Source organism: Duganella sp. GW821-FHT07G03 (genome assembly GCF_059418605.1).
Map to the genome: position 1 here is coordinate 71,572 of NZ_JBWKQE010000010.1, position 13,887 is coordinate 85,458.

The following is a 13,887-nucleotide window of genomic DNA, read 5'->3' on the forward strand; positions in this document are numbered from 1 at the left end:
CGGCCTCTCCCAGTCGATTCCGGCTTCGGGAGGCCATTTCATTAAGCCTTAATCGGCATCCGATCCCATGAAAAAAACTTCCTACCGTCTGCTCGGCGCCTGGTGCGCGCTGGCTATTTCCTCCGCATGGGCGCAAGCCGCCGAGTTGTCCGCTGCGCTGCCGCACCTGGTGCAGGACGACGGCCGCCATGCGCTGGTCGTTGATGGCCAGCCCTACATCATGCTGGGCGTGCAGGCGCACAATTCCAGCAACTATCCGGCCGCGCTCGGCAAGGTCTGGGCCGCCGTCAAGGATGCCCATGCCAACACGCTGGAGATACCGGTGGCGTGGGAGCAGATCGAGCCGGTCGAAGGCAAGTTCGATTTCAGCTACATCGACACGCTGGTGGCCCAGGCGCGCCAGAACCAGGTGCGGCTGGTGCTGCTGTGGTTCGGCAGCTGGAAGAACACCGGGCCGGCTTACACGCCTGAGTGGGTCAAGTTCGACAACCAACGCTTCCCGCGCATGGTCGGCAAGGACGGCAAGAACAGCTACTGCCTGTCGCCGCTGGGCGAGCAGACGGTCAAGGCCGATACCAGGGCTTTCGTCGCCCTGATGGGCCACCTGAAGCGGATCGACGCGGCGCAGCACACCGTCATCATGATGCAGGTCGAAAACGAGGTCGGCACCTACGGCACGGTGCGCGACTTCAGCACCAAGGCCGAGGCGGCGTTCCGCCAGCCGGTGCCGGCGGCGGTGCTGGCGCGCAAAAAGTCGCCGGTGCCGGGTGCCGCCAGCGGCAGCTGGACGGAAGTGTATGGCCCGTATGCCGACGAGTATTTCCATGCCTATGCGATCGCCAGCCATATCGAGCAAGTGGCCAGGGCAGGGCGCGCGGTGTACGACCTGCCAATGTCGGTCAACAGCGCGCTGCGCGATCCGATCGAGCCGATGGCGCCGTGGCAAAACAATTTTGTCAGCGGCGGTCCGGGCCATGACGTGATCGACATCTACAAGGCCGCCGCACCGCATATCGACGTGGTCGGCCCGGACATCTACCTGCCCGAATCGAACAAGGTGGCGGCCACGCTGGAACAGTTCAAGCGCCGCGACAATCCGCTGTTCGTGCCGGAGATGGGCAACGCGCAGCTGTACGCGCGCTATGTGTTCCAGATCCTGGGGCGCGGCGCGATCGGCGTGGCGCCGTTCGGCGTCGACTATGCCGACTACAGCAACTATCCGCTGGGCTCCAAGCTGAAGGACAAGACCATGGCCGAGCCCTTCGGAAAGATCTACCAGGCCTTCCGTCCGATGGCCGGGCAGTGGGCGCGCTGGGCGCTGGAAGGGCGCACCGACGGCCTGGCCGAAACCGAGGCGCGCACGCCGCAGAGCCTGAATTTCAAGGGTTGGAATATCAAGGCTTCGTTCCGCGAGTGGCAATTTGGCGGCCAGCCCGATCCTGCCCGCATCACCGACTCGCCGGTGGGAACCGAAGCACCGTCGGGCGGTTTGGCGGTGGCGCAGATCGGCGACAACGAGTTTGTGCTGTTCGGCCAGCACCTGCGGGTCCAGCTTGAAGCCACCGGCGCCAACGCCGGCAAACCGTATCTGTATGCCCGCGTCGAGGAAGGGCATTTCGACGCGCAGGGCCAGTGGGTCATGGAGCGCAACTGGAACGGCGACCAGACCGACCACGGCCTCAACTTCACCGGACAGCCGGTGACGCTGAAGGTCAGGATGGGCAGTTATTGAACTGCCGGGAAAAATAATTACAAGGAGACAGACATGTCCGATAAAGCTATCCGGAAAATCGTCATCGTCGGCGGGGGTACTGCCGGCTGGATGACCGCCGCGCCGCTGGCGCTCAAGCTGGGCCACGCCTGCGAAATCGTGGTGGTCGAGTCGCCGGACATCGGCACCGTCGGCGTCGGCGAGGCGACGCTGCCCACCATCCGCAACTACAATCAGGCGCTCGGCCTGGACCCGGTCGACTTCGTGCTGAAGACCAAGGCGACCTTCAAGCTCGGCATCGAGTTCCAGGACTGGGGCCATGTCGGCAACCGTTTCTTCCACGGCTTCGGCGATTTCGTGCCGGCCATCGAATACCGTTCCGCCTACCAGTACTGGCAGCGGCTGGCGCGCGAGTTCCACGACATGCCTTCCTACGAGGACTGGTCGGTGGCCAGCGTGATGGCGCGCCAGCAGCGCTTCACGCCGCCGCACGGCGCGCAGCCGGGGCCCACCAATGCGTATTCCTACGCCTTCCATTTCGACGCCGGCCTGTATGCCGCCTACTTGCGCGACTATGCGATGCAGCGCGGCGTGGCGCGCATCGAAGGCATGATCACCGGGGTCGAACAGCATCCGGAGAGCGGCAACATCGTCGCCGTCAAGCTGCGCGACGGCCGCCGGGCCGAGGGCGACCTGTTCGTCGATTGCTCGGGCTTCCGCGGGCTGCTGATCGAAGGCGTCTACCAGGCCGGCTACGACGACTGGAGCGCCATGCTGCCGTGTAACAGCGCACAGGCCGTGCCGTGCGAGAGCGTCGAACGGCTCACGCCCTACACCGTCTCGGCCGCCAAGAGCGCCGGCTGGACCTGGCGCATTCCGCTGCAGCACCGCACCGGCAACGGCCATGTCTACTGCAACGGCTTCACCAGCGACGCCGAAGCGTCGCGCGTGCTGCTCGACGGCCTGGACGGCCGTGCGCTCGACGAGCCGCGCCAGCTGCGCTTCACCACCGGCCGCCGCCGCAAGTCCTGGATCAAGAATTGCGTCGCCATCGGCCTGTCGAGCGGGTTTCTGGAGCCGCTGGAATCGACCAGCATCAACATCATCGAAAACTCGGTCAGCTGGCTGCTGGAGAATTTCCCCGACCGCGACTTCCGCCCCGAGCTGGCCGACGAGTTCAACCGCCTGGTCGCCTACCGCTACGAGAGCGTGCGCGACTTCATCGTGCTGCACTACAAGGTGACCGAGCGCGGCGATTCCGAGTTCTGGCGCTATTGCGCCAACATGGCGATCCCGGACACGCTCAGGCACCAGATCGAGCTGTTCCGCGAAACCGGGCGGGTCGCCATCTACGACGCGCAGGGATTCCATGTGTCGTCGCACGTTTCGATCATGGCGGGACTGGGCATCGTGCCTAAGACCGACGACCCGCTCATCAACCTTATGGACTTGCGCAAATTGCACGCGCATTTCTATCAGCTGCGCCAGACCATCGCGCAGACCGTCGACGCCATGCCCGACCATACGCACTATGTGCGCAAGCTGGTCGGCTAGGCGTCTGTAGTTCATTGTTCCACCACTTTTCCTGGAGTTAAAAAAATATGAAGACGAGACACATCGCGGCCGTGGCCGGCCTGCTGGCAGCCATGCTGGCAGGCTGCGGCGGCAGCGACAGCAGCGGCGGCAAAGCAGACCAGACGGCGGCCCGCCTGACGATGGGCGGCGCCGCCAGGGCGCCGGCGCCAACCCGCTGGGCCAGCGTGAAGTTCGGCGGCGGCGGCTACGTCCCCGGCCTGGTCTATCATCCGACCAGCCCGGACGTGCTGTACGCCCGCACCGACGTCGGCGGCGCCTACCGCTGGGACGCCGCCACCAAGGCCTGGGTAGCGATCACCGACGGCTTCAGCGCCGCCGAGGGCATCTACCACGGCACCGAAACCATGGCGCTCGACCCGAACGACGACAAGCGCGTCTACATGAGCGCCGGCCTGTATCTGACGGAAAAGCCCGATGCGCGCCTGTACATTTCCGCTGACCGCGGCGACAACTGGCAACACGTCGACCTGCCGTTCTCGGCGGGCGCCAACAACCAGGGCCGCGCCGTCGGCGAGCGCCTGATGGTGGACCCGAACCAGCCGTCTATCCTGTTCTACGCCACCCGCGCCAACGGCATGTGGAAGAGCAGCGACTACGGCCAGACCTGGAAGCAGCTGGCGTCGCTGGCCACGCACAATATGACCAAGGATGAAATCAACGCGGTCTTCTGGAGCGGCGTGGTCGGCTTCGAGCAGGTGATCTTCGACACTGACACCAAAGGCAGCGGCAGCGCCACCCAGACCATCTACACCGCCGTCGCGCCGGACTATGCGGCGGTGGCGGGCCTGAGCTTCAGCATGTACAAGACCACCGACGGCGGCGCGACCTGGAACGGCATCGCCACCCCCGCCGACGTGGCCGGCTTCTACGTGCCGCACATGGTGCGCAACAAGGATGGCATGATGTACGTGGCCTTCACCAAGGACACCGGCCCCGGCGCCGGCGGCCCGTCGCGGCTGTACAAATTCGACGGCGTCCACTGGACCCTGCTGAAGAAGTACGATGCCCAGCAGTGGGTCAACTTCGGCATGGGCGGCCTGTCGGTGTCCGGCACCGGCGCCAGCACCCGTATCGCACTGGGCGTGACCAACTCCTGGGGCAACTACGACGGCCAGCCGGTAGTGCAGCTGTCGGACGACGCCGGCCTGAGCTGGCGCGAGATCGCCTCGACCGCGCCGCACCTGCCCGCCAGTAACGGCTTCTCGGGCTGGATCGACGACGTCGAGATCGACCCGAACAATCCCGAGCACATCCTGCATGTGCACGGCGGCGGCGTGTGGGAAACCCGCAACGCCTCGGCGGCTAAGCCGACCTGGACCAATGCCTCCGAGGGTATCGAGGAAGTGGTGACCAACGCGCTGATGGCGCCGCCGCCGGGCGCCAGCTACACCTTGCTGCGCAGCGCCGGCGACGTCGGCACCGCGGTCCAGACGGAACTGCTCAAGTCGCCCACGCGCGGCGCGTGGGGCATGTTCAACAGCACCTTCAGTTCGGACATGGCCTGGTCCAATCCAGCTTACATGGCAACCACCGGCAACCATGTGTGGAACAGCACCGTGGCCGGCGCCTATTCCGCCGATTCCGGCGTGAGCTGGAAGGCGTTCCCGACCAACCATCCGGAGGCGTTGGCCAACGAAAGCGGCGCCGGCAACCTGGCCGTCACCAAGCTGAACAACGTGGTCTGGGCGCCGTCCCATGCGGCGCCGGCCTATACGACCGACAACGGCGCGACCTGGATCTACACCAATCTGCCGGCGCTGAATCATGTGGGCATCGACCGCGCCTACCACCTGGCGGCCGACCGCAAGAATCCGAACAAGGTGTATGCCTACAACGCCGGCGGCGCGTGGTGGGCGCAATGGTCGGAGACGGCGCATTTCTACACCTCGACCGACGGCGGCCACACCTTCACCGAGAGCAGCACGTTCGCGGCCAATTCGTGGACCGCCGATTTCTACGCGACGTCGATCGCGGTCAACCCGAACGCTGAGGGCGATATCTGGGTGGCGGACGGCAAGGGCATCCTGCACTCGCTCGATTCCGGCGCGACCTGGACCAAGCTGAGCGCGGCGGCGCCGATCTGGGGACAGTCGTCGTTCCAGCCGGACGTGTACGGCGCCACCTCGATCGCGCTGGGCAAGGCGCCGATCGGCGCCAAGTACTCGGCTTCGGTGTACGTGGTCGGCGTGATCAACGGCGTGTCGGGCGTGCACCGCTCCGACGACGGCGGCCTTAGCTGGACTCGCTTCAACGATGACAAGCACCAGTTCGGCGGCGCCGGCACGCTGGCGGCCGACCAGAACGTGCCTGGGCGTCTGTATCTTAGCGGCCACGGCCGCGGCGTCCTGTTCAGCTACTAAAACCTACCCAATCTGGAGAATCAAATGAATGGTATGAAATTAAACAAGCTGGTCGGGGCCCTGGTGCTGGGCATGGGCCTGAGCGCGCTGGCCGGCAGCGCCGGCGCCGCCGTGCTGGGCTTCGGCGGCATGGCCGAGCTGGTCATGTACGGCAACACCGGCGAGCTGCCGGCCACCATGCACTACAGCGGCAACAACCTGAGCTATGAGGAGGCCGGCTTCCTGCTGACGCTGAACGCGCCCAATGCGGCGGCGGGGGAGGCCCATATCGGCGACGGCACGTTCGAGCCGCAGACCTACAACTGGCACGACGGCCTGGAAAACGGCGCGGATACCTACGTCACGCTGACCCGGGTGGGCGGCGGCCGCTTCAACCTGGCCGGCTTTGACTATTACCTTGAAGGCAGCACGCTGTCGGCCGATGGCAAGCAGATCGGTGTGCTGGAAGGCGAGGGGAGCTGGAACACGGCGCAGAACGGCATCAGCGAGTTGCGCCTGAGCTCGGGCGCCTACAACCAGCTCGACAACATCGACGTCAGCGCCGTGCCGGAACCGGCCACCTATGCGATGCTGGCCGCCGGCCTGGGCCTGCTGGCCTGCATGAAGCGCCGCAACAAGGCGTGATGAACAGCCCCGCGTTCGCGCGGGGCTGCTTCTGCTTATTTGGACTGGCCGTCTTCTTCGACGATGGCCAGTTCCCACGGACCCAGCGTCAGCGCCTCGTCCGGCTTCACGCGGCGCGAGCTCAGCAGCTCGACGCCGGCCTGGTGGCGGTAGCTGAAGTTGACCGCCGCGCCGGAATAGTTGAAGTAGTAGCGCAGCGCATGGCCGTAACCGTTGACGCCGGAGCGCTCATGCACGCTGGCCGGCAATTGCCGCTCCGGCGCCAGCATCCCCAGCTCCTGCAGCGACGACTGCAACACCGCCTTCTGCAGCTTGTCCGACAGATAGGTGCCCTCGTAGACCACCTTGCCGGCGCCGTACTGGTTGGCCGTGATCGCGGGCCAGCGGCCGAAGAACGGATGGTCGTACCACGCCAGCGCCTTGGCCGTGTCCAGCTGTAGGAACTCGGCCCAGTGCTGCACCTTGTTGTCCGCGCCGGCCTGGAAGGGATCGCCTTTCAAGGTCAGCGGCTGGGCCAGGTTGGAGAATTCCTGGTAGTGGAAGCCGAGCGCCTCGCGCAACGGCCCCGGCGCCATGGTCCAGCGCACGGCGGCGTTCTCGTTGGTGAAGCCGCTCTTGAAGGTCATCACCACCCGGCCGCCCTTGCGGACGTAGTCGGAGATGCGCTTGAGCAGCGCGTCATCCGCCACGTACAGCGACGGCACGATCAGCAGCTTGTAGGACGAGAAGTCCTGCGTATCCGCAAACACGAAATCGCTGCCGACGTTCAGGTCGTACAGCGCGCGGTGCATCTGGCGCACCTGTCCGCCGTAGTCGGCCTTGGTGCCGCCGCCGCCCCACTGGTTGTCCTTGGCGTAGGGCATGTCGTTGAGCGCGTTGAGCGAATCGCGGCTCCACAGGATGGCGACGTCGTTGTGCAGCTTCAGGTTGACCAGGCGCGGGCCGATCTTTTGCAGCTCGCGGCCGGTGCGGCTCATCTCGGCGTAGGCGCGGTTCGGCTCCAGGTCGTGCGACAGCACGCCTTTCCAGTAGGTTTCCTGGTTGGCGTGGATCGACGCCCAATGCCAGTACTCGACCATGTTGGCGCCGTTCGACAGGTGGGTGTAGACGTCCTCGCGGAACTGGCCGTCGTACGGCGGGTACTGGAAGGACGAGGACCAGTCGGTGGTCTGGGCGTTGGTCTCGGTCACCAGGAAGTTGCCGCGCTTGAGCGAGCGGGTGAAGTCCGCCTGCAGCGTCTGCTCGGCGCCGTTGTAGTACTCGCGCTGGCCCCAGTGGTAGATGTTGACGGCCGGCGTGTCGAGCGCGCGCGCGACGTCCACCTCGTTGACGTCGCTGTGCATGGAGCCGGCGAAGTCATGCGTGACGAACTGGCGCGGCGAGGCGCATTCGCGGATCAGCCCGGCCTGCCAAGTGAGGAAGTCGGTGACGCGCATCTGGCCCCAGCGCGACCATTCCAGCTTGTAGCCGGTGCTCTGGGCGCCGTCCGGACGCGGCAGGTCGGTCCAGCTGTGCAGGTCCTGGCCCCAGTAGTTCAGGAACCAGGCCTTGCTGAGGTTTTCCGGCGTGCCGAATTTCTTTTCCAGATAGTGCTGGAAGCGGATGAAGACGTCGTCGTTGGCGGCGCCGTAGCTGCCGGTCTCGTTGTCCACCTGCCAGCCGATGACGTTCGGGTTGTCCTTGTAGCGCGCGGCGATCTTGCGGATCAGGCGTTCGGCGTAGAAGCGGTAGGCCGCCGAGTCGGTGTTCATGTTCTGGCGCATGCCGTAGGTGTTCTGCACGCCGTTGAACTTGCGGGCCAGGATTTCCGGGTTCTGCCTGGCCATCCAGGCCGGGATCGAATAGGTCGGCGTGCCCATGATGACCTTGATGCCGGCCTTGCCCATGGCGTCGATCACGCGGTCCATCCAGGCGTACTCGAAGCGGCCGTCCTCCGGCTCCCACAAGCTCCACGTCGATTCGCCCAGGCGCACCACGTTGAAGCCGGCCTCCTTCATCATCTGCACGTCCTTGTCCAGCCGCTCGTAGGGCATGTACTCGTGGTAGTAGGCGGTGCCGTACAGGATGGTGGGGAAGGGTGGTGGCGCGGCGGCTTGCGCGCAAGTGGCCGCGCACAGGGCCAGCGAGAGCAGTGTTCGTTTCAGCATCTGAGGTCTCCGTAATGGTTAGCAAGCCATTGTGGAGACTGACGGCACGGCCGCGCAATTATGAAAATTGCCAAGCGAGTCAATGATTTATGGTTGGCTTCCGGGGGCTGCGCAATTTCGGGCCGGCGTTGATGGTTTTGACAATTGCCGCGCGAGGACCGCGATCCCACAATGTACCCCAAGGACTGCGAGGCGGCGCTGCAGTGCCGGGTACGCCTGGCGGTCCCCGTTTCTATGCTCTCCAACTACCTCTCCGGTAGTGTTTCGGGCGGCTTCGGCCGCCCGTTTTTTTTGCCGCGGCCATCCAGCCGCGCTCGCATTGCCAGATGATCATTGGGCGGGTAACATCGCGTACTGGCAGCCAGCGTTCCGTACGCGACAGTCATCTTCTCTGATCCAGGCTTTCCATGCATGAATTTTATAAAAAAGCACTCGTCGTGTGCTTTGGTCTTATCGCCGTGTGCGTAGTGCTCGGCTACATTTGCGTCAAACAGAGCTATTTGCAAGTATCCCTGCTGCCAGCCGCCGACAGCGCGCTGGCCTGGCGTGGCGAACAAAGCTGGGACACCCGCCCCGGCGGCAAGGCCAGCCTGCACTTGTATGAAGCCCAGCAACGGCTGCGCTTCGACTTCCGCATCGCCAGGACGGATGAGGGCTTCGCCGGCGCCGAACTGCATTTCACCGACCGCAAGGGGCAGGCGATCCAGATCGATCTGTCGCGTTATTCGTCGATTTCGCTGCTGGTGAAATGTTCGCAGGCCAATACGCTGGCGCTCAGCGTTCCGACCTTTGTCGGCCGGCGGTCCGACCAGCCGGAGTTTATGGGCTACCGCGCACCCATGTCCTATTTTTCCTGCGACGAGAACGAATCGCGCGTCGAGCTGGACCTGACGCGGCTGGAAACGCCGCAATGGTGGTTTTTGATGACGCAACAGGCTTTGTCGCGCCTGTCGTACAAGCTGGACAAGGTGCCCAAAATCGACATCGGCAGCACGCAGCAGAGTCCGCGCGAGGTCACGGTGGAGGTGGAGATCCGCGAGCTGAATCTGAAAGGCCGCAACCGCGGCTACCTGGTGCTGTTTGGGGTGTTGTTGATCGTCGTCTGGAGCGGCTTTGGCGTATGGTTTTTCAGGCAACACGCGCAGGCCCTGGTCGACGACGTCAAAGGCAAGCTGCAAAAGGATATGCCGTTCGTCGCATATCAGCAACTTTCGCTGGAGCCGCATCGCGACAAGGAAAAGATGGCGATCCTGCAATTCATCGCCAGCCGCTACGCCGACGCGGAACTGGACCTGGAGCGGGTGGTCGAGGAAACCGGCGTCAACCGCAACAAGGTGTACGACATCCTGAAAGCCGAATTTGGCTACACTTTCAGTGGCTATTTGAACAAGCTGCGGCTGACCGAGGCGGCGCGGCTGCTGGCCGAAAAGGACACGGCGACGGTGGCGGAAATCGCCTATTCCGTCGGCTATGGCAATGTTTCCTATTTCAATAAGCTGTTCAAGGAGGAGTACGGTTGCACACCCAAGGCCTTCCGCAGCGCCTGTCCTGCCGTCGAACCCTAACACTATCGTCATCATTCCTACAAATCCCCCCGTTTTGCTAGCAATTTCAGTCTGAACGTTAGCTCCCGCCGTGCGGGAGTTTCTATTCTCTACGGAACGCTCCGGCATAGCCGAGAGGGTAGAAAAATAACGACCAGGAGGAGACGATGAGCAAGATACCAACGCGCGCGCTGCCGCGCCGCAAGCCGGCGTCCACGTGATGGGCGCCACCAAAACATACCGGATTGCACTGCTGTTCAACGCCAACAAAACTTTCGATCGCGAGATACTCGCGGGGATCGCCGACTACCTGGGCAGCACCCGCGTGGCCTGGGAAGTCTTCCTGGAGGAAGACTTTTGCCTGCGGCTGGCCGGCATCGGCAGCTGGCAGGGGGATGGCATCATCGCCGATTTCGACGATCCCGGCGTGGCGGCGGCGCTGGCCGACTGCCAGTTGCCGGTGGTGGCGGTGGGCGGCTCGTATGCCGCCGAAGACCAGTATCCGCCCGGCGTGCCCTATGTGGCCACCGACAATTTCCAGCTGGTCAAGCAGGCGCGCGAGCATCTGATCGACGCCGGCCTGCAGCGTTTCGCGATGTTCAGCCTGCCCGAAGCCAGCGCGAACCGCTGGGCGCAGGAGCGTGAACATGCGTTCCGCCGCCTGATGTGGAACGACCGCAGCGAGGCCGAGATCTTCCGCGGCTGCGTCACCAATCCCTGTTCCTGGGACGAGGCGCTTGAGGGCCAGGTCGAGTGGCTGCGCAGCCTGCCCAAGCCGGTCGGCATCATCGCCGTGACCGACGCCCGCGCGCGCCAGCTGCTGCAGGCCTGCAGCATGGCCGGCATCGCGGTGCCGGGCGAGGTGGCGCTGATCGGCATCGACAACGACCCGCTGGTGCGCCTGCTCACGCCCATCCCGCTGAGCTCGGTCATGCACGGCGCGCGCGAGATGGGGCGCACCGCGGCCCACCTGCTGAGCCAGAAACTGCATCGGGTGCGGGTGCCGAACACGCCGGTGCTGGTGCCGCCGGCCGGCGTCAACGCGCTCGCCTCCAGCCTGCACCAGCCGGCCGGTCACCCGCTGGTGATGCGGGCCTGCCACTACATCCGCCAGCACTCCTGCGAAAGCCTGAAGAGCCACCAGGTGGCCATGCACCTGGGGGTGTCGCGCTCGTCGCTGGAAGCCTACTTCCGCCAGGAGCTGGGCTGCAGCGTGCACGACGTCGTGCTGCGCTGCAAGCTGGACGCCGCCAAGGCCGGCCTGGACAGCGGCGAGCGCAGCATCGCCGACGTCGCGCTGGGCTGCGGCTTCGGCTCGACCCAGTATATGCACCTGGTGTTCAAGCGTGAGCTGGGCTGCACGCCGCGCGCCTACCGGGACCGTCTGTTCGACGGGCCGGAACTGCGCACGGCCGTCGGCTAAGGGCCGGGCCGCCGCTACTGCGGCTCGCCGACCAGCACGCCGCCGCGCAGGGCGCCGACGTACACCCGGCCGTAGACCCGCATATCGCCGGTGACGTAGGTGACCCCGGCCCACTGGTGGCGGTCGTCATTGAGCCGCTTCCAGCCGGCGCCGCCGTCGATGGACTGATACACGCCCCAGACATTGTTGACCTTGGCGGAGACGTAGACGGCCGGATAGCTGGCGCCGGCCGCGGCCTTGCCGAAGCCGACCCCGGAGGCGGCCTGCACGCCGGCGATCTTCACCGGGGTGGCGCCGGCGCCGTTGATGTGCCACAGCCCGTTCGGCGTGGCCAGCCACAGGTCGCGGCGCACCGAGCCGGGCACCGACGCCAGCTGGCTTTGCGTGGCGTAGGACGGCAGCACGTCCAGGCCCGAATAGATGGGCGCGAAGCTCTGGCCGTTGTTGGCGCTTTCCCGGATCACGCCGGCGGCGTGGTCGTAGGTGTAGAAGTAGCCGTTGGCCACCTGGTCGGCCACCGGCGTGAAATAGCTGCCGGAAGTGACCGCGCCGGTGACCGGATAGCCGCTCGACGCCGTCCAGCTGGCGCCGCCGTTGGTGGAGTAGTAGGCGCTCTGTCCGCCCGGCACCCACAGCAGCGCGCCGCCGCTGGCGGACACGGCGATGCGGCCGGCGTCGGAGTTGGCCGCAACCGGGCTGCCGGCCACCTGCGCCCACGTGACGCCGTTGTCCTGCGAGATCATGGCCTTATTGCCGGCGGCGACGGTGCGCACCACCACGTTGGTGTTGAGCGCGGCCACGTCGACGCCGTAGTTCGACGAGTTGGGGGTGCTGTAGTAGCCGCCGACGCTGCCGAAGCCGGCGTCGTAGCGGGCGCCGGCGACGTCGCCGAGCGCCGTGAACAGGTGGGCGCCGGTAGCGGGCGACACCAGCGGCGCATACAGTCCCGATTCCTCGATGCCGCCGACGTTGAACGACCAGGCCACGCTGGCGGCGCCCAGGTTGTTGCTTTCCCATAGGCCGTAGCCGGTGTTGTAGATGATGTGGTCGGCATTGAAGGGATCGATGTCGACGTCGGTGATCCAATGGCCCATCTTGCCAGCCAGCGAGCCGCCGTAGTAGGCGGTCAGCCATGGTTGGTTCGGCGCCGCGTGGGTGCTGCGGGCGTTCAGGCCGGTCCAGCTGGCGCCGCCGTCGGTCGATTTGTACAGGTCGTCGCCGGTCGACCAGCGGTCGATGGTCGAGACCACGATGGTGTTGGGGTTGCGGGCGTCCACGGCCAGCCCGCCGTAGCCGAACTGCCAGGAAGCGGTCGGCGCGGCCGGGGTGATGTCGGTCCAGCGATTGCCGGCCAGCGTCAGCTGGTAGACCGCGCCGGTGGAGACGCCGTTGGGGCCGAGCGCGTTGCCGTAGGTGAGCAGCAGATGGCCGGCGCCGTCGAGCGCGCCCTGCAGCGGCATCAGGCCGGCCGGCCCGCCGGACACGGGCGCCCAGCTGGCGCCGCCGTCGCCGGAGCGGTACAGCGCGTTGCCGGTGGTGGACGCCACGCCGACATAAATGGTCTTGCTGGCCGCGCCCGGCGTGCCGCTCGATTTGTCGAACAGCACGAAGGTGCTGCCGGCCGTGGCCGGGAAGCCGGCCACCTGCGACCAGCTGACGCCGGAGTCGGTCGATTTGTACAGACCATCCTGGTTGGTGCCGAGGAACAGGATCGCGCCCTGGTTCGGGTCGACCTGCAGGCGCTCGCCGGTGCCGCGGCCGTCGGCGTTGCCGCCGAGGCGGATCGGCAGTTCGGTGCGCGACCAGGTGGCGCCGCGGTCGCTGGAGCGCAGGATGGCCGCATTGCGTCCCCACGACGGCAGGTACATGCCGGCGGCGACGTAGACTTTCTGCCCATCGTTGGGGTCGAGCGCCAGCGATTCACCGCCGGCCAGCTGGTTGTCGTCGCGGCTCAGGTCGTCGTTGAGGGGAATCCAGGTGGCCGAGCCCGGATCGCGGCGGTAGACGCCGCCCACGTCGGTGCGGATGTAGACCAGGCCCGGCACCGTCGGATGGTAGACGGTGCCGGTGATATAGCCGCCGGCGCCGAACAGCGTGGACGACCAGCTGTAGCCGCCGCCCGCCGGATTGGTGGGCGGCGGCGTCACCGGCGGCGCCTCGGTCGGCGGCGTGGCCGGCGGCGGGGCCACGGGTGGCGGGGCGGTTGGCGCCGGGGTGGCCGGCGCGCTGGCGCTACCGCCGCCACCGCCTCCGCAGCCCGCCGCCAGCGCCAGGGTCAACAGGCCGGCCGTATAAAGGGCGCGGGACTTCAGGTTTTCCGACTGCTTCTGGGATTGCATGGCTTGCTCGCTTTGATAGGGACGCGGACAGCGCGTCGCTTGATTGATCAGCCCTGACCCGCGCGTCGGCACGCGCATGGCCAGGTTGAACTGTATTTTGCTGATGGGAAATCTCGCGCGCAATTACAAAAAGAGTCAAGACG

At 65.9% G+C, this 13,887-nt stretch carries 8 protein-coding genes; 6 read left to right on the forward strand and 2 right to left on the reverse strand.

Annotation, left to right across the window (positions count from 1 at the left end):
- The first annotated feature begins 67 nt into the window (after positions 1-67).
- The 4 genes from AC07OK_RS15105 to AC07OK_RS15120 are packed head-to-tail and all read left to right on the forward strand — an operon-like array spanning position 68 to position 6,291.
- Positions 68-1,732, forward strand: coding sequence for a DUF5597 domain-containing protein (locus tag AC07OK_RS15105; RefSeq protein ID WP_494691075.1), 1,665 nt, complete (start codon positions 68-70; stop codon positions 1,730-1,732).
- A 33-nt stretch (positions 1,733-1,765) separates the two neighbouring features.
- Positions 1,766-3,265: a tryptophan halogenase family protein gene (locus AC07OK_RS15110; RefSeq protein ID WP_494691076.1), complete on the forward strand. Its 1,500-nt coding sequence runs from the start codon at positions 1,766-1,768 to the stop codon at positions 3,263-3,265.
- A gap of 47 nt (positions 3,266-3,312) precedes the next feature.
- Positions 3,313-5,667 carry a WD40/YVTN/BNR-like repeat-containing protein gene (locus tag AC07OK_RS15115; RefSeq protein WP_494691077.1) on the forward strand — a complete coding sequence of 785 codons (2,355 nt, stop codon included), beginning with the start codon at positions 3,313-3,315 and terminating at the stop codon, positions 5,665-5,667.
- Positions 5,668-5,691: 24 nt separating this feature from the next.
- Positions 5,692-6,291: a PEP-CTERM sorting domain-containing protein gene (locus AC07OK_RS15120; RefSeq protein ID WP_494691078.1), complete on the forward strand. Its 600-nt coding sequence runs from the start codon at positions 5,692-5,694 to the stop codon at positions 6,289-6,291.
- Between the two features lie 35 nt (positions 6,292-6,326).
- Here AC07OK_RS15120 and AC07OK_RS15125 read toward each other — a convergent pair whose 3' ends face one another.
- Complete coding sequence (locus tag AC07OK_RS15125) at positions 6,327-8,438, reverse strand: beta-galactosidase (protein ID WP_494691079.1); 2,112 nt, start codon at positions 8,436-8,438, stop codon at positions 6,327-6,329.
- 500 nt (positions 8,439-8,938) lie between these two features.
- Between AC07OK_RS15125 and AC07OK_RS15130 the strand changes: the two genes are divergently transcribed.
- The gene (locus AC07OK_RS15130; protein ID WP_494691080.1) at positions 8,939-10,003 is read left to right on the forward strand and encodes a helix-turn-helix domain-containing protein; all 1,065 of its coding nucleotides are present in this window, start codon (positions 8,939-8,941) and stop codon (positions 10,001-10,003) included.
- Between the two features lie 199 nt (positions 10,004-10,202).
- Positions 10,203-11,405 (forward strand): XylR family transcriptional regulator, encoded by a 1,203-nt coding sequence (locus tag AC07OK_RS15135; protein WP_494691081.1) that lies wholly within the window; start codon positions 10,203-10,205, stop codon positions 11,403-11,405.
- A 14-nt stretch (positions 11,406-11,419) separates the two neighbouring features.
- Here AC07OK_RS15135 and AC07OK_RS15140 read toward each other — a convergent pair whose 3' ends face one another.
- The gene (locus tag AC07OK_RS15140) at positions 11,420-13,744 is read right to left on the reverse strand and encodes a hypothetical protein (RefSeq protein ID WP_494691082.1); all 2,325 of its coding nucleotides are present in this window, start codon (positions 13,742-13,744) and stop codon (positions 11,420-11,422) included.
- Positions 13,745-13,887: the final 143 nt, after the last annotated feature.